Origin of the sequence: Nocardiopsis yanglingensis, assembly GCF_045809185.1 — a bacterium.
In the GTDB taxonomy this organism is placed as follows: domain Bacteria; phylum Pseudomonadota; class Gammaproteobacteria; order Xanthomonadales; family Xanthomonadaceae; genus Stenotrophomonas; species Stenotrophomonas yanglingensis.
Window position 1 is genome coordinate 15,653 of the sequence record NZ_JBJNRH010000010.1, and the last position, 21,839, is coordinate 37,491.

Here is a 21,839-nt window from a genome sequence, read left to right on the forward strand (position 1 = left end):
CGGTTCCAGTAGTTTCACGCCATGCATGGATGGCATTCCACCCATGCCCCAGCGTGTGCACCCAAGGTGCACACCCACCCGAGGCAGGCTGCTACGGCATCCAGCCCAGCAACTGCTGCAACCGCTGGTGCGGGTCGTCCATCTGCAGCAGCTGCAGGCGCTGCTGCTCGCTCAGCGGCAGCAGCTCGGCCAGCCGCCAGCCGACCCAGCTGGCCTGGTCCAGCAGCGCCGGATTGGCCGGCGCATAGGCCTCGCCGGCCTGTTCGATGATGTGCCCCAGCACCGTGGCCAGCAGCGCATGCTGCGGCCGCAGTTCATCGTCGGGGTCTTCATCGCACCAACGCACGTCGGCCACCACCAGGCCGTTGTCGCGCACGCGGGTGCGCTCGACATGGAAGCGGCGGGTGCCGCGCAGGCGCAGCTGCAGCACGCCGTCGGCGCCGACATCGAAGTCTTCGATGCGTACCTGCACGCCATACGCCGCCGGTGTCGCCGGAGCTCCCACTTCCTGGCCGTCGAGGATCAGGCAGACACCAAAGCCCTCGCCACTGCGGCCGCTGTCGCGGACCAGATCCAGGTAGCGGCGTTCGAACACGCGCAGGCCCACCGCCGCACCCGGCACCAGCGTGGTGTGCAGTGGAAACAGCGGCAGCGACCCGTCGACGCTCATCGGGCCTGCAGCGCGGCAAGGAAGCGGCGCGGTGCGCCGTCGAAACCACCGTTGGACATGAACACCACGTGGTCACCACTGCGCGCGCTGGCCTGCAATTGCGCCAGCAGCGCGTCGGTATCGGGCACGGCGTGCGCTTGGCCACGCACTGCGGCGATCACCGCAGCAGCATCCCAGGCCAGTTCCGGGCGATGCAGGAACACCACTTCATCGGCCAGCGCCAGCGACGGTGCCAGCGCCTGCGCATGTGCGCCCAGCCGCATCGAGTTGCTGCGGGGTTCCATCGCGACCACGATGCGCGCATCGCCCACCTTGGCACGCAGGCCTTCCAGCGTGGTGGCGATTGCGGTCGGGTGGTGGGCGAAATCGTCGTAGATGGTGATGCCGTCATGGTGACCGATCACTTCCATGCGGCGCTTGACGCTACGGAAGCGCGCCAGTGCCGGGATCACCTCGGCCGGCGCCACGCCCACCGCATGTGCGGCAGCCAACGCGGCCAGGCCGTTGAGCACGTTGTGGCGGCCCAGCAGCGACCACTGCACATCGCCCAGCGCCTGCCCACGATGGTGCACGCGGAACGCGCTGCCATCGGCGGCCAGCAGCTCGGCATGCCATTCCAGCGACGGATCGAATCCGAAGCGCTCGACCGGGGTCCAGCAGCCCATCGCCAGCACTTCGGCCAGATGCTGATCCTCGCCGTTGACGATCAGTCGGCCACGTGCCGGCACCGTGCGCACCAGGTGGTGGAACTGGCGCTGGATCGCGGCCACGTCCGGGAAGATGTCGGCGTGGTCGTATTCAAGGTTGTTGAGGATGGCCACCAGCGGCCGGTAGTGCACGAACTTGCTGCGCTTGTCGAAGAAGGCGGTGTCGTACTCGTCGGCCTCGACCACGAACTCGCGGCCCTGGCCCAGGCGGGCGGAGACGCCGAAATCCTCGGCGACGCCGCCGATCAGGAAGCCGGGCGAACGACCGGCGCTTTCCAGCAGCCAGGTGAGGATGGTGGTGGTGGTGGTCTTGCCGTGGGTACCGGCCACGGCCAGGGTGTCGCGGCCCGGCAGCACCTGTTCGGACAGCCACTGGGCGCCGGAGATGTAGCGCTGGCCGGCATCAAGCACGGCCTCCACGGCCGGGTTGCCGCGCGAGAGCGCGTTGCCGATCACCACCTCGTCGGTGTCGGCCGGCACGCTGTCGGCGCGGTAACCCTGGTCCAGGGTGATGCCCAGCTGTTCGAGCTGGGTCGACATCGGCGGGTAGATGGCCTGGTCGCTGCCGCTGACCGTATGGCCCAGTTCCCGCGCGAGGGCGGCCACGCCACCCATGAAGGTGCCGGCGATTGCAAGGATATGTACGCTGCTCATGACCGAGGATTGTGACCGATGACGGCTGTATAGGGCCAATGTCCGATCCGGGGTAAGACAAGTCCTACACAGGATGTGAGAAAACTCCAATCATCTGTCAGGGAAATCCCGATAGCGATGTTCTGTGAACCCGGACACAATTCGAACTGCCAGCCGCAGTACCCGAACCGGTCCTACTCCCCAAGAGGCCATCCCCAAGGGAGCTCATGCTGCGGGGCCCTGAGCAAGCCCTCTGCTGGCGCCTATCAAACGACACAGGCCTGGTCCTCGCGGACCAGGCCTGTATTTTTTTGCGCCCGAAGGGCCGGCACTGCACCGGCCCTGCAGGATCAACCCTTGATCGCCGCCAGGATGCGGGCTTCGATCTCGTCCAGCTCGCCGACGCCATCGACGCGGGCCAGGGTGCCGCGGCCGGCGTAGAAGTCGACCACCGGGGCGGTCTGGTCGTTGTAGACCTGCAGGCGCTGGCGCACCGCTTCCGGCGTGTCATCGGCGCGGCCCTGCTCCTTGGCACGACCGGCGATGCGCTCGACCAGCAGCTCGGTGGCCACGTCCAGCTGCACCACGGCATCCAGCGGCTGACCGATCTTGGCCAGCAGGCCGTCCATCGCATTGGCCTGGGCCACATTGCGCGGGTAGCCATCGAGGATGAAGCCCTTGGCGACGTCGGCCTGGGTCAGGCGCGACTCCAGCATGCCCAGCAGGATGTCGTCCGACACCAGGTTGCCGGCATCCATCACCGTCTTGGCCTGCTTGCCCAGCTCCGTGCCCGCGGCGATTTCCGCGCGCAGCATGTCACCGGTCGAAATGTGGGCGATCCCCAGCTTTTCCTTCAGGCGCGTCGCCTGTGTCCCCTTGCCCGAACCGGGCGGTCCCAACAGAACCAATCGCATTGACCTGACTCCAACGTGTTGAAAACAAAGAAGGTTCGCGTCCCGGACGGACCGGTATCGCTGCACCGCAATAGCGCCACTTTACCGCATCCGGGTAATGTCCCTGCAATGTCCCCTCCCCCGAGCAGGTAGAAGCATGCGCAACGGTACTCTCCTTTATGCCCAGTCCGGCGGTGTCACCGCCGTCATCAACGCCACGGCGGCAGCGGTGATCGAGCAGGCCCGGGCCAAGGGCATCAAGGTCCTGGCCGCCCGCAACGGCATCCTCGGCGCGCTGCGCGAGGAACTGATCGACACCAGCAAGGAGAGCGCTGCGGCCATCCGCGCGCTGGCCCATACCCCGGGTGGCGCCTTCGGCTCGTGCCGGGTCAAGCTGAAATCGCTGGACGCCGACCGTGCCCGCTACGACCGCCTGCTGCAGGTGCTGCGCGCACATGACGTGCGCTGGTTCCTCTACAACGGCGGCAACGACTCGGCCGATACCGCGCTGAAGGTCTCGCAGCTGGCCAAGGCCTCCGGCTACGACCTGACCTGCATCGGCGTGCCCAAGACCATCGACAACGATCTGGCGGTGACCGACACCTGCCCCGGCTTCGGCTCGGCGGCCAAGTACACCGCGGTCTCGGTGCGCGAAGCGGCGCTGGACGTGGCGGCGATGGCCGAGACCTCCACCCGCGTCTTCATCTACGAGGCAATGGGCCGCCACGCCGGCTGGCTGGCCGCGGCCGCCGGCCTGGCCGGCAACGGCGATGACGAAGCACCGCACATCATCCTGCTGCCCGAACGCGCCTACGACGAGGCGGTGTTCCTGGCCAAGGTCAAGGCCGTGGTCGACCGCGTCGGCTACTGCGTGGTGGTAGCGTCGGAAGGCATCGCGACCGCCGATGGCCGCTTCGTCGCCGACGCCGGTGGTGGCAAGGATTCGTTCGGGCACTCGCAGCTGGGCGGCGTGGCCGCGCATCTGGCTGGCCGGGTCAAGGACCAGCTGGGCCTGAAGGTGCATTGGGCGCTGCCCGATTATCTGCAGCGCTCGGCCCGCCACCTGGCCAGCAAGACCGACTGGGAGCAGGCGCAAGCGGTGGGCAAGGCCGCCGTGCAGCTGGCGCTGAAGGGCCAGAACGGGGTGATGCCGGTGATCGTGCGCAGCAGCGATGCGCCGTACCGCTGGAAGATCGAAGCGGCACCGCTGTCGAAGATCGCCAACCACGAGAAGAAGATGCCGGCCGGCTTCATCCGCCGCGACGGCTTCGGTATCACCGCCAAGGCGCGGGCCTACCTGTCGCCGCTGATCAAGGGCGAAGCCCCGCTGCCGTACGGCACCGACGGCCTGCCCAGGTACGTCACCCTGAAGAACGTGGCGGTGAAGCAGAAGCTGCCGGCCTTCGAAGGCTGAGCCGAAAAAGGGGACGGAGGGGATTAAGTCGCATCCGCCCCTCCGTCCTCTCCTACAGTGTCAGCAGTGGGTCGGATACGACTTAATCCCCTCCGTCCCCTTCTAGTGGAGGCACACCATGGCACTGCGAGTTGTTCGACTGGGTACGCCGCGCGCTCCCGGCGAGGGCCTGCGTATCGGTACCGTGCGGCGACCACCGCGCGGCGTACCACGCAGCGAATTCGCGACTCAGGACTGGTACGACGTCTGGTTCCCGACCCTGTCACCCAGTGCGGAACTGGTGAAGCGGGCGCACGAGGCGAAGACGGCCGCCGACTGGAATGCGTTCTTCCGCCACTACAAGGCCGAGATGAAGGCGCCGGATGCGGCCCACGCGCTGGACCTGCTGGCCGCGATGTCACGGCACAGCGACATCAGCGTGGGGTGCTACTGCGAGGATGAAGCGCATTGCCATCGCAAGGCCCTGCGCGAGCTGCTGGTGACGCGCGGGGCGACGCTGGCGGAGTGATGATTGCAGGGTTGCCGGCCAGTGCCCGGCACTACCCGTGGATGACCGCGTGGGTACACTGCCCACGCAATTTCAATTGCAGGCCTTGCCTTCCATCTGCAGCTGCGCGGCGAACATCGTCACCTGCGGAATCTGGCCGGCTGCGGCCTGCTTCTTCGCCTCTTCCAGATAGATGCGCGACTGGCCCTGACCGTCCAGCTCGACCTTGTTGCTCGACGGCAGGCGCCACACGCGCACCACGGCCTGCTGTGCCGGGCACGCGGCGCTGGGCACGCGGATCACATCATTGAGCTTCCAGCCCTTGTCGGCACTTGGCTGCGCCTTGGCATAGTCGACGAAGCGCGCGCGCGGCTGGCACTGCTCGCTGGTCCGCACCGGCGCGAAGCGATACGGCTCGGCCGCCTGACCGGTGAAGGCACCTTCCAGGCGCGCGCAGGCCTCGGGGATCTGGCGCAGGGTGTGCACCGCGCCCACTGCCTGGGGGGCACCCACGGCGCGCTGCAGCTCCGGGGTTTCCGCGGCGAGTGCCGGTACAGCCGGGACCAGGGCGGCAAGCATCAACAGGGACAGGCGCATCGGGGAATCTCCTACGGGGCTGTGCGCAGGCTTGCAGAGGTTGGCTTAACGGGGTGCAAAGGCTCTGCGGCTCTCAAAGCATGCCCATGGACCGGCGGCGGGTTCCGCGCGCATGGCGATGCGTTCATCTGCAGGGCGCCCACGGATCATGCGGCGCGGCATGGCCCGGCGCTACCATCCGGGCGCAGGTGCACGCATACTGCGGGCACCAGGGAATGCTGAACACCGCCATACGTCGGACGACCGCCAAGGTCGGTACGGGTTGGTTCCAGGCTGCAGCCCGTCGTCCCCCTCGTGGTGCCGTTCATCGCCACTGGATGCCTACATCCATTCTGCGGAGGGGTCTAATGCTGGAACGTCACGGGCTGTCACTGGCGCTGGGCTGCGCCATTCTCGCGATCCTGTTCGGAATCGTCTCGGCGCGCTGGATCCTGCGCCAACCCACCGGCAATGAACGCATGATCGCCATCGCAACGGCGATCCAGGAAGGCGCGCGTGCGTATCTCAACCGCCAGTACCTGACCATCGGCGTCGCTGGCGTGGTGCTGTTCGTGCTGGTTGGCGTCTTCCTCAGCTGGTACACCGCAATCGGCTTCGCGGTCGGTGCGGTGCTGTCCGGTGCAGCCGGCTATATCGGCATGAACGTCTCGGTGCGGGCCAATGTGCGTACCGCCGAAGCCGCGCGCCACGGCATCAGTGCCGCGATGGATGTCGCCTTCCGTGGCGGTGCGATCACCGGCATGCTGGTGGTGGGCCTCGGCCTGCTGGGCGTGGCCGGCTACTACGCACTGCTGCTGCGCATGGGCCTGCCGATGGAACAGGCACTGCACGCGCTGGTCGGCCTGGCCTTCGGCTCCTCGCTGATCTCGATCTTCGCGCGTCTGGGCGGCGGCATCTTCACCAAGGGCGCCGACGTCGGCGCCGACCTGGTCGGCAAGGTGGAAGCCGGCATTCCCGAGGACGATCCGCGCAACCCGGCGGTGATCGCCGACAACGTCGGTGACAACGTCGGCGACTGCGCCGGCATGGCCGCCGACCTGTTCGAGACCTATGCGGTGACCGTGATCGCCACCATGCTGCTGGGCAGCCTGATGCTGGCCGAGGCCGGCGCCAATGCGGTGCTGTATCCGCTGGTGCTGGGCGGCGTATCGATCATCGCTTCGATCATCGGCGCACTGTTCGTCAAGGTGAAGCCAGGCGGTTCGATCATGGGCGCGCTGTACAAGGGCGTGATCGTCTCCGGCGTGCTGGCCGCGATTGCGTTCTACCCGATCACCACCGGGTTGATGAGTGACAACGTGCACGGCCCGGTGGCGCTGTACGGCTGCGCGTTGATCGGGCTGGTGCTGACCGGCCTGATCGTGTGGATCACCGAGTACTACACCGGCACCCAGTACAAGCCGGTGCAGCACGTGGCGCAGGCCTCGACCACCGGCCACGGCACCAACATCATCGCCGGCCTCGGCATCTCGATGAAGTCCACCGCACTGCCGGTGGTTGCGGTGTGTGCGGCAATCTGGGGCGCGTTCGCGCTGGGCGGCCTGTATGGCATCGCCATCGCCGCCACCGCGATGCTGTCGATGGCTGGCATGATCGTCGCCCTCGATGCCTACGGACCGATCACCGACAACGCCGGCGGCATCGCCGAGATGGCCGAGCTGCCCTCGGAGATCCGCGACATCACCGATCCGCTGGATGCAGTTGGCAACACCACCAAGGCGGTGACCAAAGGCTACGCGATCGGATCGGCGGCGCTGGCCGCACTGGTACTGTTCGCCGACTACACTCACAACCTGCAGGCAGCACATCCGGGGCAGGAGTTCCGCTTCGACCTCAGCGACCACACGGTGATCATCGGCCTGCTGATCGGCGGCCTGATTCCGTATCTGTTCGGTGCGATGGCGATGGAAGCGGTCGGCCGCGCCGCCGGTGCGGTGGTAGAAGAAGTGCGCCGCCAGTTCCGCGAGATCCCCGGCATCATGCAGGGCACCGGCAAGCCGCAGTACGACAAGGCGGTGGACATGCTGACCCGCTCGGCGATCCGCGAAATGATCGTGCCCTCGTTGCTGCCGGTGGCGGTGCCGGTGGTGGTTGGCCTGCTGTTGGGGCCGCGCGCACTGGGCGGTCTACTCATCGGCACGATCGTGACCGGCCTGTTCGTGGCCATCTCGATGACCACCGGCGGCGGCGCCTGGGACAACGCCAAGAAGTACATCGAGGATGGCCACTTCGGTGGCAAGGGCAGCGAGGCGCACAAGGCCGCGGTGACCGGCGACACCGTCGGTGACCCGTACAAGGACACGGCCGGCCCGGCTATCAACCCGCTGATCAAGATCATCAACATCGTGGCGCTGCTGCTGGTGCCGCTGTTGTAGATCCACGCCATGCGTGGATGGCAGGCTTGACGGGGTCAGAGCCCTTTCCTGCGAAAAGGGATCCGACCCCGATGGCGTTCACCGCCCGCGCAGGAAGAAGGACACCGGCACCATCACTTCCACCGGGTCGCCGGCCACTTCGGCCGGCGGCGCCGGTACCGGACTGGCGCGCTGCACTGTGTCCAGCGTCTCCTGGTCAAGCAGCTCAAAACCACTGCTGCGACCCAGTTTCAACCCCGAGACCGCGCCATCGCGGGCAACCGCAAAGCGCACGTAGACCACGCCCTGCTGGCGCAGCCGCTCGGCCTGGCGCGGATAGCGCCGGTGCTTCTGCAGATGCCCGAGCAGGCGCCCTTCCCAGGTAGCCTCGGCGCGACTGCGTTGGCCCGCCGTGGTCTGCGGTGCGGTGTAGCGTGCGGCCGCGTCGGCCGCCACCTGCGGCGGTGCGCTGGTCTGCGCGACGTTGGCGTCAGCGGTGTCCGGCGAGGGCGTCGGCTCCGGCATACGCGGCGGTGGCAGGTCGCCCTGCAGCTGCACCGGCGCCTTCGGTTGCTCGCGCAGGGCCGGCTTCGGCGCCTGCCGCTGCTGTTGCTGCTGCAGCGGGCCGGTCGCAACCTCGCGCGGCGGCACCGGCGGTGCCTGCGCCATCGGCGCCAGTTCCAGCATCAGCGCAGCGGGCGGCGCCGTCGCAGCCAGCACCGGCGCGCGCGTCGCCCGCCAGCAGGCCGCGCCGATCAACAACGCATGCACCAGCAGCACGATCGCCAGGCTGGTCGCCCAGCGCCGCAGTCCACTCATCGTGCGCCCTGCTCCAGGCCGACCAGCGCCACCTTCAGGTAGCCGGCCGCTCGCAGCGCATCCAGCGTCGCCATCAGTTCGCCGTAGGGCACGTGGGTATCGGCGCGCAGGAAGATGCGCTGCGTGGTGTCACTGTGAGTGGCCGCCTGCAATGCAGGCGCCAGCCCGTCGCGCGCCACGGCCTGTTCGCCAACGCGCAGCGACAGATCGGCCTGCACGGTCACGTACACCGGTGCCTGTTCCGGCGGCGTGGCGCTGGCGCTGCTGGCCGGCAGCTGCACCGGCACTGACACGGTGGCCAGCGGCGCGGCCACCATGAAAATGATCAGCAGCACCAGCATCACGTCGATGAAGGGCGTGACGTTGATCTCGTGCGCTTCTTCGGGCGTATCTTCGCGGTCCGACGCGGTCCTGATCGCCATCGTCGCGCCTCAGTGCACCGCACGCAGCGGCGCGGCTGCGGTGCGCGGAACGGCACGATCGAGATCGCGCGAGACCAGTTGCTGCACAGCCGCCGACAGATCGCCGAGCAGACCCCGCAGGCCGGCCAGCACACGGCTGAAGTGGTTGTAGACCAGCACGGCGGGAATCGCTGCAACCAGGCCCAGCGCGGTCGCCAGCAGGGCCTCGGCGATGCCGGGCGCAACCACCGCCAGGTTGGTGGTGTTGCTGTGGGCGATGCCGATGAAACTGTTCATGATGCCCCACACCGTGCCGAACAGGCCGACGAACGGCGCCACCGCGCCGATGCTGGCGAGCACGCCGATGCCGCGTCGCTGCACGCGCGCGGTTTCCAGTTCGATGCGGTCCAGGCGCGAGGCGACGCGTTCCTTGATGCCGTCGCGGCCATCCAGATCCTGCGACAGGCGCAGTTCGGTGCGCGCTGCGTCCAGCATGGCAAGTGCGGTGCCCCGCTGCACACTGGCGTCGGCGCTCTCGCCGGGCAGGCTCGACGCCTGCAGCAGCAGCGCACGCGCTGCGCGCAGCTGCCGTGCCTGGCGGGCCAGTTCCCAGCCCTTGGCCAGCAGCACGGTCCAGGTGGCCAGCGACGCCAGCGCGAGCGCGATCATCACTGTCTTCACCACCACGTCGGCGGCCAGATACATGCCCCAGGGCGTCAGTGCAGGGGCAGCCACGGGGGCCAGGTCAGCAGGCAGCATCGTCTCGTTTTCCATCAGCATCAGGGGTCGCTGCACGGCGGCGTGCCGTGCGCGGATCATTGGCGTCGTCCACTTCCACGACCGGGTTGGGCTCCAGCCGCGGTGCGGGCCGACTGAGCACGTAGCCGGCACTGACCGCGAAGAACAGGCCCACGCCCAGCAGCAGCCGCCAGGACGGATGTGCGCCCCAGCAGAACAGCGCGAAGCCCACCGCCATGCCCGCACTGGCGAACGCCTTGCCCTTGCGCGACACCGCGCCCTGCTCACGCCACAGCCGCAGTGACGGGCCGTAGCGCGGGTGCGCCAGCAGGCGTTGCTCGAATTTCGGCGAGCTGCGCGCGAAGCAGCCCACGGCCAGGATCAGGAAGATGGTGGTCGGCATCACCGGCAGCAGCGCGCCGATCACCCCGAGACCGACCATCAGCCAGCCCAGCGCGAACCAGAGCCAGCGCATCAGCGTTGCGCCGATAGGCGGGAGACGTGCATCAGGCGAATTCCACTTCAACGTGGCCGTGCACGCTGCGGAACGCAGAATCGGCCGCATCGATCACCTGCTGCTCCTGCTCGGCGCTCAGCGGCACCGCGTCCAGCGCGGCGGTGAACTCACGCCAGTGGCGCGCGGCGCCATCCGGGTGTGCGGCCAGGTGACGGGCACCAAAATCGCGGTCCAGGCCGAGCTTGGCAGCCATCTTGTACAGAATGGTGCCGCCCAGGTTGGAGCCTTCAGCCACATACAGCCATCCCAACGCGGCGGGCAGCGCCAGATCGGACGGCAACGGTGCGATGTCGGCACCCGGCAGGGTCTGCTCCAGGTCCTGCAGGTCGCGCGCGACCTGGGTCAGGCGGCGGCGCTCACCGAGATCGGGCAGCAGTGCGTCCAGCGCAGGGTTGGCATACAGCGCATCGATGCTGCGGTGGAAGCGGTACTGCACGCGCAGGAAACGGGCGAAGTTGCTGCGGTCGGCGAAGATGTCGCCGGCCATGATGCGCTTGTCCAGCGCGCCATGGCTGTCGCGGGTGGCGGCCTTGAGCCGCAGGCTGCGGCTGTCTTCAGGGGCGATGTGTGCGTTCATGGGGGATGCCAAGGGGGGTCGTCCTGCTGTAGACGTTCGCCATGGGGCTTTCCCCAAGGTCATGTACACCGATAATGGCGTATCCCTTCTTCCCGCAGGTACCGACGATGATCACCACCGAACCGCGCATGACCAACCTGTTCCTGCAGCTGGGCCTGGACGCCAGCGCCGAGGGCATCGCCCGCTTCATCCGCGAACACCAGCTGGCCACCGATGTGGAAGTGGTCGAAGCGCCGTACTGGAACGATGCCCAGCGCCAGTTCCTGTCCGAATCACTGCAGGCCGATGCCGCATGGAGCACGGTGGTGGATGAGCTGAACGAGTCGCTGCACGAAGATGCGGTGAAGGCGGCGAACGGGCTGTAAGCGCCTGGAGGAAGGCGCCGGGCATGGCCCGGCGCTACCGTTGTCTCCCGCTGGGGTCAGAGCCCTTTCCCCAAGGAAAGGGATCCGACCCCGACGATCAGTACTTCCAGGTCAGCGCCAGCCGCGCGGTACGGCCCGGGGCCGGCATCACGCCCAGGGCAAGCGGGTCCAGGTAATAGCGGTCGGTCAGGTTGTCCACGCCGGCTTCCACCGACAGCTGGTCGTTGAAGCTCCAGCTGGCGAACAGATCCACCAGGGTGGTCGGCCGGTACAGCTGCTGGATCGCCGACAGACCCACGTTCCAGTCCTTGTCCAGCTTGCTGATCGGGCCGGCGTTGTGGACCACGCGGGTACCGAAGGTCAGGCGCTCGTCGAACAGGCGCGAGCCCAGGGTCAGGTTGACCATGTAGCGCGGCGGGTTCTGGGTATTGGTGTACGAGCCCTCGAAGCCGCCATCCACACAGTTCGGCGTGTTGGCCAGTTCATCGTTCCTGCGCTGTGCACCATAGGCACGGCGCTCGGCGGCGATGTCCGGCGCGCAGGTCTTGGCCTTGAAGTAATAGTGCGCGGACAGATCGGCAAATACCTTGCCGCTGTCATAGCTGGACTGGAACTCCATGCCCGAGACCTTGAACTGGTCGACGTTGCGGATCAGGCCTGCCGACAGCGTGCGGTAGTCACGGGTGATCAGGTCGTCGATGCGGGTATCGAAGTACGCCAGCTTCAGCGCCAGGCGGTCGCCGGCGGTGAACAGGTCATAGCGGATGGTGCTGGCACCGATCTCCCAGCTGCGCGCACGCTCCGGCTTCAGCTCACCCACCGGCTTGGCGGCGGTGAACAGGCCCAGCGTGGTCTCGAACAGGCTCGGCAGCTTGGTGCCTTCGGCATACTTCACGTAGACCATGGTGTCTTCGCTGAAGCGGTAGGCCACGCTGGCGGTCGGCGAGAACGCGGTGTCACGACGTCGGATCGGCTGCGACCAGGTCCAGCTGACCGGCACTTCCAGGTCCTGCGCCTTGCCGGCGTCGTAGAAGTTCCAGCCACCGATGTCGCCCACCGTGCCCTTCTTGTACGGTGAGGCCAGCAGCGATTCCTGGGTGAAGTTGCCGTTGGCATCCGGATACCAGTTCAGCAGCGCGATGCGCTTGGCCCGCCACGACGGCAGCGCCGGGTTGCCATTGAGCAGCTCGGTGTAGCGGTACTGGCCCTGCACCTCATAGGCATCGGGCGTGGCCAGGCGGTTGCGATCGTGCACATCCACGCGGTTCCAGCGGCCGCCGGCCAGCAGTTCCCAATGCTCATCGGGCTGCCACTTCAGCGAGGCCACGGCACTGTATTCCTTGCGCTCGGCGTTGCGCAGGAAGCGGTTGTTGATCAGATCGTCGTGCATGACCGGCCCCGAGCTGCCCGGCGCGATGTCTTCGTCGCTGTAGGACAGACCGTAGTCGAGGGTGAACGCGCCGGCGCGGGTATCGAACTTCGAGGTGTTGCTGGCGTCCAGGCCGAAGCGCTTCTGTCGGAGCGGGTTGCGGTAGGCATCCTTGTAGCCGGGGTCGCCACTGAAGCTGGGTGCGTCGTACCACTCGGTACGACGATCGAAGTACCAGGGGGTGATGCCGGTCAGGCTGTTGTACATCACGCTGTCGGTGTCGGTGTACGTGGCATTGACGCGCAGGTCGACCAGCTCGCTGTCCGGGTTGAAGCGATAGCGCAGGGTGTAGCTGTCCATGTCGACGTGGCCCGGGTCCCATTGCGGAATGCGGTCACGATCCACACGGATGATCTGCGAGGCCATGATCTCGCCGGCGGTGCCTTCGTAGCGGCGATAGCCTGCTTCCAGTGTCTGTGCATCGTCGATGCGCCAGGTGCCCTTGAGCAGCGCCGACTTCGAGCGCGCCGAGGTATTGAACACCTCGGTACGCGGCGGGTTCAGCGGCGCCAGCGTGCGCCGGGTCTGCGGGAAGTCATCGTAGCCATGCTTGCCGGAGAAGTAGTTGCCGTTGTCGCGGTAGGCATAGGCGGCAACCAGATCGAAGCGATCCCAGTGTCCCGCAGCGGCCACGTTGAAGAACTGGCTGCCAGTGGCGCTGCGGTCGCTGCGCGGCGCGGCGCTGTAGGACGGCAGGTTGTTGGCGCTGTTGTTGGCCAGGCCGCCACGCACGCGCACGCCGAAGTCCCGGCCTTCGCGCAGCACGTCACCGATCTTCAGCGTCTCCATCTCGACCACGCCGCCGATGCCACCGGAGGCGTTGGCCTGCAAGCTCGGGCCCTTGGTGATGGTCAGGCTGGAGATCAGGTCCGGGTCGAGGTAGGTGCGCTGCGACTGGCCGGCATAACCACGGTAGGTATCCATGCTGGACTGACCACCGTCGATGATCACCGGCACGCGGCCCTGGCCCTGGATGCCACGGATGTTGACGTCAAAGCCGTTGCCCACGCGCGGATCACCGGCGGTGACGCCAGCCACGCCCTTGACGATGTCGCCGTTGGACGTACCGCGGAATCGCTCCAGGTGCGTGCGGTTGAGCGTGGTGGTGGAGCCGACGCTGCGATAGCCGTCGAGCAGGCGCGCCTCGTCGCTGGTTGCGCCGCTGTCGATACGGTCGCCGGCCACGCTCAGCGTATCGGTGACGATCACACCGCTGTCGGCCTGCGCCGACGCTGCCGCTTCCAGGGTGACCGCATCGGCACTGACCCGGCGCACCACCAGGCCACTGCCCTGCAGCAGATGCTGCAGCGCCTCGCTGGCCGACAGGCTGCCGCTGACCGCACGCGAGGTCACACCCCGGGCCAGGGTGGCCGGATACACGACCTGCACGCCGGACTGGCGCATATAGCTGCGCAGCGCTTCATCCAGCGGCTGCGCGGGGATATCGAAGCGCTGCACGGCAGCGTGGTCACCGCTGGTGTTCTGCGCCAGTACCGACGGCGCGGCGCTGGCCAGGCCGGCCGCCAGCAGGGCGATGCACAGGCGGGACGGGCGCGGCATGCGGCCCGGACGATGGAAATCGAACATGGGGGAACCTGTCAGGTAATCAGTGCCGCGGGCGCGGCGTCATCCGCAACACGGGCGGACACGGCGACGTACTGGCGGCGGCGGGTACGTTCGCCAAGTAAGACGGATGAAAGCGTGGCAACCCCAAGGGCGATTTGCGGTCGCGGTGGGTGCCGACCGTGGGTCGGCTGGTTGCTGCGGTGGGTGCCAACCGTTGGTCGGCACAGGGACCGTCATCCACGCATGGCGTGGATCTACTGATGGATGATGGCGACGCCGAGCGGCAGGCGGGTGACCTGAAAACCTGCTGTTGCCGCCAACGCATCCAGCGCCTGCTCCGGGCGATCGATGCGCAATGCGGCGCTCACTGCGGGCAGTCGCGACAGGTCACCGCGCACGAAGGTCGGGCCGGCACGATAGCGCCCCACCCATTGCACGGCGTCGGCGACGCTGGCCTGCTCCAGCAGCAGCTCGCCCTGGCGCCAGGCACCGACACTGTCGGCCGCCACATCCTGCAGACGCGTCACGCCACTGCGCTCGCCATAGACCGCGCGCTGTCCCACCTGTAGGTAGGTCCAGCCACCGTCGGCCGGGCTGGCCACGCGCACCCTGCCCTGTCCGACCTGGGTTTCCACCTGATTGTTGTCGCGTGCGACGGAGAACGCTGTCGAGATGTCCTCGACCACGCCGTTGCCCGCACGCACGCTGAAACGTCGCTGCGCATCCGGGCTGACCTCGAACCAGGCCCGCCCGCGCAGCAGCTCGATCTCGCGTGCATGTGCATCGAAGCGCACGGCAATCGCGCTGTCCGCATCCAGCACGGCGCGACTGCCATCGGGCAATTGCACGTTCTGCACGACATGCGTACTGCGATGGTCGGCCTGCAGCCGCAACCAGGCCTCCGGCCATGCCACCAGCATCGCCAGCGCAGCTGCAGCGGCCATTGCCCAGCGCATTCGATGCGGGCGCCGGCGTTCGACGGGCGTGGCCTGCGGGCGCGGCCCGACACTGCGCCACAGCGCGCGCTCGTGTTCGAAAGCGCGTCGGTGCCCCGGTTGTGCCAGCCAGCGCTCGAACTCGTGCATGCGCCCCTCGCCGATGTCACCCGAAGCCAGCCACGCGATCCAGCCCCGGGCCTGTTCGGCCAGGGCATCGTCATTGGCGGCGGGCAGCGTGTTCGGCGGGCTCATCGGCTGGCGGACAGGCGCATTCAAGCGCGGACGGAGGAACTAGACCGCATCCACGGTCCAGTGATCAAGACGTTTCATCGAGAGCCAGCCCCAAGCCGGGGCGATCATCGGCCGCTGCGCGCCCAGGCCAGGCGTTGCAGTGCGGTGCGCACATGGTTCTCGACAGTGGTCACCGACACCCCGAGGCGGCGGGCGATCTCGGCCTGGGTCAGGCCCTGCAGGCGGTTGAGCCGGAAGATGGTGCGGGTCGGCTCCGGCAGGTGTCCTGCCGCGTCGAGCACCCGCTGCAACTCGTCCTGTGCCATCACCTGCTCCTCGGTCGAGATCACCTCGTCCGGCCCCCACAGGTAGTGGTCGGCCAGCAGGCGGCTGCGACGGGTCGATTCGCGGCCGTGGTCGGTGGCCAGGTTCGCGGCCAGCCGGTACAGATAGGCCCGCGGGTTGTCGATGGCCTGGCTGTCGTCGACCCCGCGGGCCTTGAACCACACCGCCTGGATCACGTCCTCGGCGCCGTTGTCGCCGCCGAGGATGCGCTGCACCCGGCGCAGCAGCGCGGGCCGCTCGCGGATCAGCAGTTCGGTAAGGGAGGCGACATTGGAGGACATGCGCGGAACCGGGACGACAGGCAGAAGGCGCCGCGCATGCTACTCCGTAAATACGAATCAGTCACGTTCTCATCAGTGGATGCACTCGGTCAGTCCGTCGTAGACGCTCTGCGACGTCCCCGGTAGCGGGTCGTGCAGCGGATTGCGAGCCGCCAGCGCGGCATGGAAGTCCTCCACCGCCGTGCCCGGCATGAGCGGCAGCCGGCACAGCCAGGTCGGCTGCCGGGCCACGATCGCACCGTCATTCCGCGATACGGCCAGGTCACTGGCGGCAAATGCCCAGAGGCACTCGTGCACGGTGCCGCGCACCGCATCCACCGAACAGCGCAGGCGCAGCGCCTGGATGTCGCTGTATTCGCCCTCGCAGAAGGTGTCGCCACAGATGGCATCGAAGCCATGCTGCAAACGGCCTTCCAGGGCAAAGAAGCGGTCCCAGTTGGCCTCCTGGTGCGGGTAGTCGATCAGGTCGACATAGGGAAACGCCTGTACCGGCGACACCATCAGCAGCGCGCAGGTCAGGCCGATCGACAGGGCAGATACTTTCATGCGGGAGCTCCTTGGGATGAGGGTTCCAGCCTGCACCCGGCGCCCCGACGTCCCCATCGGGCAACCCCACCAGCACGTGTGGGCGGCCGCCGTGCCGTACTGTCGGCCCCCTCCCCTGCACAGCGCCCGGCAAAGGCATAAAATGGGGAGCTATCCGTCTATATCCCCCACCTGGAGCACACCATGGGTCTGGAACTCGTCTCGCCCGGCAAGAACCCGCCGGAAGAAATCAACGTCATCATCGAGATCCCGAAGGACTCGGAGCCGGTGAAGTACGAAGTGGACAAGGAAACCGGCGCGATCTTCGTCGACCGCATCCTGTCCACCCCCATGCGCTACCCGTGCAACTACGGCTACGTGCCGAGCACCCTGTGTGGCGATGGCGACCCGGCCGACGTGCTGGTGGTGCTGCCGCTGCCGCTGGTGCCGGGCTCGGTCGTGCGCTGCCGCCCGGTCGGCGTGCTGAAGATGAGCGATGAGGCAGGCAGCGACGAGAAGATCCTGGCCGTGCCGGTCTCGAAGATCTTCAGTGGCTACGCCCACGTCGAAGACATCGCCCAGGTGTCCAGCCACTGGCTGGAGCGCATCGGCCACTTCTTCGAGCACTACAAGGACCTGGAGAAGGGCAAGTGGGTCAAGCTGGACGGTTGGGGCGGCGCCGCTGAGGCCAAGCAGATCCTGATCGAGGCGCACCAGCGCCATCTCGACAGCAAGGCCTGAGCCTGAACCGGATCGCTCCGGCGGCACCCCGCCGGAGCGATGCGGGTCACGTTTCATGACGACGGCACATCACTCTTGCCGCCGTATTAGGTAAATTGCGTCACTTCACACGTCGTCGACATCCATCGTCGAGACAGCCAGGGGAATGTGTCGTGCGTATTCTGCTTGTTGGGGATGCAGCCAGCCTGCCGGCTGAGCTGACCGAATTCATTGCCGATCTTGGGGAAGACTGGCAGCCGTTGACCGCCGCCGATGGCCAGACCGCGATGACCGCGGTGGCCACGCAGGGCGTGGATGCGGTGATCGTCTGCCCACAGCTGCCGGACCTCAATGCCACCACGCTGCTGGGCCAGATCCGGACCTTGCGCCCGGAAACCATCCGCATTGCGCTGGTGGATGCCCAGCATGGCAACCGGCCGCCGCCGGCACGCCTGATCGGCGTGGCCCATCGCTTCCTGCCGCTGCCATTGGCGCCGGAAGTGCTGCTGGAAGCGCTGACCAGCCTGGAAGAGCTGCGCGAAGTGCTGGACAGCCCACGCCTGCGCGATGCCATCGGCCGTATCGAGAAGCTGCCCTCGCCGCCGCACCTGTACCTGAGCCTGACCCAGGCACTGGAACATGACGATGACGCCGACAGCGCCGACGTCGCCAAGCTGGTGGCGGCCGATCCGGCCATCGCCGCGAAGGTGCTGCAGCTGTCGAACTCGGCGTTCTTCAGCCAGGGCCGCACCATTGCCGACCTGCGCACCGCCGTGACCCGCCTCGGCCTGTCGACGCTGCGCGACCTGGTGCTGGCCAGCGAGGTGTTCTCGGCACCGACACTGTCCACGGCCGAACGCAATTCGCTGCAGCAGCGTGCCCTGCTCGCCTCGCGCCTGGCCGCACGCCTGCTGCCCGAATCCAGCGCCGAACTGGGCGCGACCGCCGCCCTGTTGGCCGACATCGGCCTGCTGCTGCCGGGGGTACGCAACGAGCGCACCGAGCCATCGTTGGCCGGTGACACCCGCCCGGGTCATGCCGAAGCCGGCGCCTATCTGCTTGGCCTGTGGGGCCTGCCGATGCCGATCATCGAAGCGGTGGCGTTCCACCTGCAGCCGCAACGCGCCAATACGCGCAGCTTCTGGGTGACCGGCGCGGTGCATGTGGCGCTGGCACTGGTCAATGGCGATCCGGTGGATGAGGACTACCTGCAGCGCGCAGGTGTGCTCAACAAGCTGCCGCAATGGCGCGAGCATGCCAATGCGTTGATGGGGCTGGTACCCAGCGACGCCTGAGCCCCCTGCATGCCAGGAAGACTCAAGGGGCGCGCCTGACGGCGCGCCCTTTTTTGCATCAGCGCGCGCCGCAGGCGTCCTGCACGCAGTGACGATACTGAAGATCGCACAGGACCTTCGACTTGCCTGCGGCCAGGCATTCCTGACGCAGCTCCTCGCAGTACAGCCCGCCCCCACAGACGCCACCGGTCTGGGCGAACACCGCACCCACCAATGTTGCATAGATCAGTGCAGCAGCAGACAGTTTGTGCAACAGCGTGCTCTTCATCGCTCTCTCCATGTGCAAGTGTCCGCAAGTGGACCCAGCAACTGTGTTGATTACGACACGACAGGAACGTGACTCCGCTCACCTTCCGAGATATTTCGGAATTCCCTTACAAAGAAGGAGGGCGGACCTTGCGGTCCGCCCTCCCGGTACTGCTATCGCACTTCGAACGATCAGAAGCGCTGGGTGTACTTCATGTAGTAGAAGCGACCGATATCGAAGCCACCGTAGTAGGAGAAGCTCGAGTTCGGCTGGCTGTACATGACCGGGCCTTCGTGGTTGAACACGTTGTTGGCGCCCAGCGAGACAGTGGCTTCCCACGGCAGGTTGTAACGCACCTGCACGTCGTGGAAGGTGTTCGAACCCACCTTGCGGCTCGGCTGACCCAGGGTGTAGGCCGAGGTGAAGTCAGGCAGGTTGCACTCGGTATCGTAGGAGCACGGCTCCTTCATGCCCGAGTAGTAACGCACGCCCCAGTTCACGCCCAGGTTGCCCAGGGTCCAGTCGACATTGAGGTTCGAACGGACGCGGAAGTTGGCACCCCAATCGCCGGTCGCCCAGCTGTTGTGCTGCTCGACCGGGGTTTCGGCTTCGTTGTCACGCTTGTACTCGAGGTAATCGACGTAGGTGGTCTTCCAGTCGATGACGAACTTGCCGAAGGAGAACTCCGGCAGGCGGTACTTGACGCCCAGGTCGTAACCTGCGGTTTCCTGGTAACCACCGTTGATCAGGGTACGGGTGACGTCGACCACCTGGTTGACGGCACGGCCGTCGGTACCGCGTTCGAAACGCTCACACGCCGATGCCACGCCCAGCACGTAGCACTGGTTGAGGATCGAGGTCACCGACTCGGCGGCGATCACGTTGTTGATGCGGATCTTCCACCAGTCGAGGCTGACGTCCAGGCCCTGCACGAAGTTCGGGCTGTACACCAGGCCGGCGGTCCAGGTCTTGGAGGTTTCCGGCTTCAGTTCCGGGTTGGAGCCCGACTCGAAAGCGCTGTAGGACTGGGTGCCCGGGCCGGTCGACTGCGCACCGCCGGAGGTGATCTGGCGGAAGTTGGCCGGAACGCCGCGTGCCTGGCAGGCGGCCGCCACCGAGGCGTTGCGTGCGGCCGAGCCGAAGCTGCTGTCACACGGATCGGTGTAGGCGTCGAAGGTCTGCGACGTGCCACCGTACATGTTGGAGATGCTCGGGGCGCGGAAGCCGGTCGAGTAGGTCGCACGCACCAGCAGGTCGTCGATCGGCTTCCACTTCAGGCCGAACTTGCTGTTGATGGTATCGCCGAAGGTGTTGTAGTCCGAGTAACGGCCGGCCATGTCGAGCGACAGCTCCTTGGCGAACGGCATGTCGGCCAGCACCGGCACGTTCAGTTCGACGTAGAACTCGTCGAGCTTGTAGCTGCCCTTGGTCGGCTTGCCAGCCAGATCGGTGCTCAGGCCGGACTGCAGCAGCGCATCCGGGTTGTACTCACCGCTTTCTTCACGGTGCTCGTAACCGGCGGCGATGGCCAGCTCACCGGCCGGCAGCGAGAACAGCGAGCCACCGATGTTGGCGCTGTATGCCTTGGTGGTGTTGGTGTAGGTATCGTGGCTCGGCAGGTACAGGTAGGCCTGCAGCGCCGGATCGGCCAGCGAGCCGTTGCCGGTCGAGCCGTACGGTGCCAGCGGGTTCCACGGGGTGCAGCCTGCGATGACATGGCCCGGGGTGCCGCAACGGGCAACGTCGCCATCCATGAAGGACGGGCCGACCGCGTTCTGCACGTTCGGAATGAACAGGTTGCCGGTGCCGGTCTTCACGCCCTTGTTCTGGTTGTAGACGTAGCCCACGTCCCAATCCCAGAACTTGTCGCCGAACTCGAACGAACCTTCCAGGCCGGCCGAGAAGCGGAAGGTCTCCTGCTCGGATTCGGTCTGGCGCGGCACTTCGGACGTACGACGGATGAAGTTCGCGTCCGTGCCCAGCGGGTTGTAGATGCTGTCGGCCGACAGCGGGGTCTCATAGACCTCCGACTGGTACGGATAGCCAGCGATCTGCTGGGTCGCCGTACGCTTGGTGTACAGCACATTCGCGGTACCGCGGATGTTGTCGGTGAAGTCGTAGTTGCCGTTGGCGAACACCGAACGACGGGTCAGCTTGTTCTGCAGCCACATTTCCTGGCTGGCATTGGTGTAGTCGGCCGTGCCGAACTCGCGGAAATCGGCCATGGTGTTGCCCGAGCCGTTGTTGGCGCGGGTGTACCAGTTGTCGTTGCTGTCGATCAGCACGCCGTGGTTGGACGCCGGCGACCAGCCGTTGGCGTCCGTATCCGTCGGGTTCGGGTGGAACTGACCGTTCGGGTAGCGGCTGAAGGCACGATCCTTCGCCCAGACCGGATCTTCCTTGCTGTACTCGGCGCCGAAGGTGATCGAACCACGCTCACCGGTCTGGCCGTAGACGAAGTTGTAGACCTGCTTTTCGCCGTCGCCCTTGCTGTACTGGCCGCCGTAGACGCTGGCTTCCAGACCGTCGAAGTTCTTGCGGGTGATGATGTTGATCACGCCGGCGATGGCGTCGGAGCCGTAGATCGCCGAAGCGCCGTCGGTCAGCACTTCAATGCGCTCGACCACCGAGGTCGGGATGGAGGCCAGGTCGGTGTAGCCACCGGTGCTGACGCCCATGCGCTTGCCGTCCAGCAGCACCAGGGTGCGCTCCGGGCCCAGGCCACGCAGGTCGACGTACTGGCCGCCCACTTCTTCGCCCGAGGTCAGGGCATCGGCACGGCTGATGGCCGGCGAACCGGTCGCCGACAGGTTCTGCACGATGTCGCCGACGCTGGTGAAGCCCTGCTTCTCGATGTCGGCACGCTGCAGCGCGATCACGGGCTGCGCGGTTTCCATGCTCGCCTGGCGGATGCGCGAGCCGGTGACCGAAATGCGGTCCAGGTCGGTCGTGGCCTTTGCTTCCTGAGCGGAAGCAAAGGCCGGCGCCAGCGCCAGCGCGATGCCGGCGGGCAGCAGGCCGAGCCGCACTGCGGGATTACAAACGTTCATCTATCTCTCCAAGGTACGTGTTAGCAGTGTGTTAAAACAC

21 protein-coding genes are annotated in these 21,839 nt (G+C 66.9%); 6 read left to right on the top strand and 15 right to left on the bottom strand.

What is annotated here, in order from left to right:
- Positions 1 to 91: 91 nt before the first annotated feature.
- The 3 genes from ACJ7C5_RS13950 to ACJ7C5_RS13960 all read right to left on the bottom strand — a co-directional run bounded on the left by ACJ7C5_RS13950 (position 92) and on the right by ACJ7C5_RS13960 (position 2,924).
- Positions 92 to 670 (bottom strand): LON peptidase substrate-binding domain-containing protein, encoded by a 579-nt coding sequence (locus tag ACJ7C5_RS13950; protein ID WP_010484006.1) that lies wholly within the window; start codon positions 668 to 670, stop codon positions 92 to 94.
- Positions 667 to 2,031 (bottom strand): UDP-N-acetylmuramate:L-alanyl-gamma-D-glutamyl-meso-diaminopimelate ligase, encoded by a 1,365-nt coding sequence (mpl, locus tag ACJ7C5_RS13955; protein ID WP_412704232.1) that lies wholly within the window; start codon positions 2,029 to 2,031, stop codon positions 667 to 669. The genes ACJ7C5_RS13950 and mpl overlap by 4 nt, the downstream gene beginning before the upstream one ends.
- Before the next feature lie 329 nt (positions 2,032 to 2,360).
- Positions 2,361 to 2,924 carry an adenylate kinase gene (locus ACJ7C5_RS13960; RefSeq protein WP_032128385.1) on the bottom strand — a complete coding sequence of 188 codons (564 nt, stop codon included), beginning with the start codon at positions 2,922 to 2,924 and terminating at the stop codon, positions 2,361 to 2,363.
- A 136-nt stretch (positions 2,925 to 3,060) separates the two neighbouring features.
- Between ACJ7C5_RS13960 and ACJ7C5_RS13965 the strand changes: the two genes are divergently transcribed.
- Entirely contained in the window at positions 3,061 to 4,317 is a 1,257-nt protein-coding gene (locus tag ACJ7C5_RS13965; protein WP_412704233.1) for a 6-phosphofructokinase, read from the top strand.
- Between the two features lie 118 nt (positions 4,318 to 4,435).
- Positions 4,436 to 4,825, top strand: coding sequence for a DUF488 domain-containing protein (locus tag ACJ7C5_RS13970; RefSeq protein ID WP_088027017.1), 390 nt, complete (start codon positions 4,436 to 4,438; stop codon positions 4,823 to 4,825).
- A gap of 72 nt (positions 4,826 to 4,897) precedes the next feature.
- Here the strand turns inward: ACJ7C5_RS13970 and ACJ7C5_RS13975 are convergent, their stop codons facing one another.
- Positions 4,898 to 5,401: a hypothetical protein gene (locus tag ACJ7C5_RS13975; RefSeq protein WP_010484000.1), complete on the bottom strand. Its 504-nt coding sequence runs from the start codon at positions 5,399 to 5,401 to the stop codon at positions 4,898 to 4,900.
- Between the two features lie 347 nt (positions 5,402 to 5,748).
- On the opposite strand from ACJ7C5_RS13975, the gene ACJ7C5_RS13980 reads away from it, so the two are divergent.
- Positions 5,749 to 7,776 carry a sodium-translocating pyrophosphatase gene (locus ACJ7C5_RS13980; RefSeq protein ID WP_094002195.1) on the top strand — a complete coding sequence of 676 codons (2,028 nt, stop codon included), beginning with the start codon at positions 5,749 to 5,751 and terminating at the stop codon, positions 7,774 to 7,776.
- Positions 7,777 to 7,854: 78 nt separating this feature from the next.
- Here ACJ7C5_RS13980 and ACJ7C5_RS13985 read toward each other — a convergent pair whose 3' ends face one another.
- From ACJ7C5_RS13985 to ACJ7C5_RS14005, 5 genes are read right to left on the bottom strand one after another with little or no spacing between them, the layout of a single operon-like run.
- Complete coding sequence (locus ACJ7C5_RS13985; protein ID WP_412704234.1) at positions 7,855 to 8,574, bottom strand: energy transducer TonB; 720 nt, start codon at positions 8,572 to 8,574, stop codon at positions 7,855 to 7,857.
- On the bottom strand, positions 8,571 to 8,996 hold the full coding sequence (exbD, locus tag ACJ7C5_RS13990; protein WP_412704235.1) for a TonB system transport protein ExbD: 426 nt from the start codon (positions 8,994 to 8,996) through the stop codon (positions 8,571 to 8,573). The genes ACJ7C5_RS13985 and exbD overlap by 4 nt, the downstream gene beginning before the upstream one ends.
- A 9-nt stretch (positions 8,997 to 9,005) precedes the next feature.
- Complete coding sequence (gene exbB, locus ACJ7C5_RS13995) at positions 9,006 to 9,734, bottom strand: tonB-system energizer ExbB (RefSeq protein ID WP_412704236.1); 729 nt, start codon at positions 9,732 to 9,734, stop codon at positions 9,006 to 9,008.
- Positions 9,721 to 10,188 carry a YbaN family protein gene (locus ACJ7C5_RS14000; RefSeq protein WP_088027022.1) on the bottom strand — a complete coding sequence of 156 codons (468 nt, stop codon included), beginning with the start codon at positions 10,186 to 10,188 and terminating at the stop codon, positions 9,721 to 9,723. Before ACJ7C5_RS14000 ends, exbB begins: the two co-directional genes overlap by 14 nt.
- A 31-nt stretch (positions 10,189 to 10,219) precedes the next feature.
- Positions 10,220 to 10,807: a biliverdin-producing heme oxygenase gene (locus ACJ7C5_RS14005; RefSeq protein ID WP_088027023.1), complete on the bottom strand. Its 588-nt coding sequence runs from the start codon at positions 10,805 to 10,807 to the stop codon at positions 10,220 to 10,222.
- 107 nt (positions 10,808 to 10,914) lie between these two features.
- Here ACJ7C5_RS14005 and ACJ7C5_RS14010 point away from each other — a divergent pair, with 107 nt between their 5' ends.
- Entirely contained in the window at positions 10,915 to 11,172 is a 258-nt protein-coding gene (locus ACJ7C5_RS14010; RefSeq protein ID WP_412704237.1) for a DUF2789 domain-containing protein, read from the top strand.
- A 97-nt stretch (positions 11,173 to 11,269) separates the two neighbouring features.
- On the opposite strand, the gene ACJ7C5_RS14015 is transcribed toward ACJ7C5_RS14010, so the two are convergent.
- The 4 genes from ACJ7C5_RS14015 to ACJ7C5_RS14030 form a co-directional block, all read right to left on the bottom strand.
- Entirely contained in the window at positions 11,270 to 14,188 is a 2,919-nt protein-coding gene (locus tag ACJ7C5_RS14015; RefSeq protein WP_412704238.1) for a TonB-dependent receptor, read from the bottom strand.
- Between the two features lie 233 nt (positions 14,189 to 14,421).
- Complete coding sequence (locus tag ACJ7C5_RS14020) at positions 14,422 to 15,357, bottom strand: FecR family protein (protein ID WP_412704239.1); 936 nt, start codon at positions 15,355 to 15,357, stop codon at positions 14,422 to 14,424.
- Between the two features lie 104 nt (positions 15,358 to 15,461).
- A complete protein-coding gene (locus ACJ7C5_RS14025) occupies positions 15,462 to 15,962 on the bottom strand; it encodes an RNA polymerase sigma factor (protein ID WP_088027026.1) in 501 nt (166 codons plus the stop codon).
- Between the two features lie 72 nt (positions 15,963 to 16,034).
- Positions 16,035 to 16,508 (bottom strand): hypothetical protein, encoded by a 474-nt coding sequence (locus tag ACJ7C5_RS14030; protein ID WP_094002187.1) that lies wholly within the window; start codon positions 16,506 to 16,508, stop codon positions 16,035 to 16,037.
- Positions 16,509 to 16,691: 183 nt separating this feature from the next.
- Between ACJ7C5_RS14030 and ppa the strand changes: the two genes are divergently transcribed.
- A complete protein-coding gene (ppa, locus tag ACJ7C5_RS14035; RefSeq protein WP_005410935.1) occupies positions 16,692 to 17,228 on the top strand; it encodes an inorganic diphosphatase in 537 nt (178 codons plus the stop codon).
- Positions 17,229 to 17,380: 152 nt separating this feature from the next.
- Entirely contained in the window at positions 17,381 to 18,502 is a 1,122-nt protein-coding gene (locus ACJ7C5_RS14040; protein ID WP_088027028.1) for an HDOD domain-containing protein, read from the top strand.
- 58 nt (positions 18,503 to 18,560) lie between these two features.
- On the opposite strand, the gene ACJ7C5_RS14045 is transcribed toward ACJ7C5_RS14040, so the two are convergent.
- Complete coding sequence (locus ACJ7C5_RS14045; RefSeq protein WP_010483987.1) at positions 18,561 to 18,770, bottom strand: hypothetical protein; 210 nt, start codon at positions 18,768 to 18,770, stop codon at positions 18,561 to 18,563.
- A 170-nt stretch (positions 18,771 to 18,940) separates the two neighbouring features.
- Positions 18,941 to 21,799: a TonB-dependent receptor gene (locus ACJ7C5_RS14050; RefSeq protein ID WP_412704240.1), complete on the bottom strand. Its 2,859-nt coding sequence runs from the start codon at positions 21,797 to 21,799 to the stop codon at positions 18,941 to 18,943.
- Positions 21,800 to 21,839: the final 40 nt, after the last annotated feature.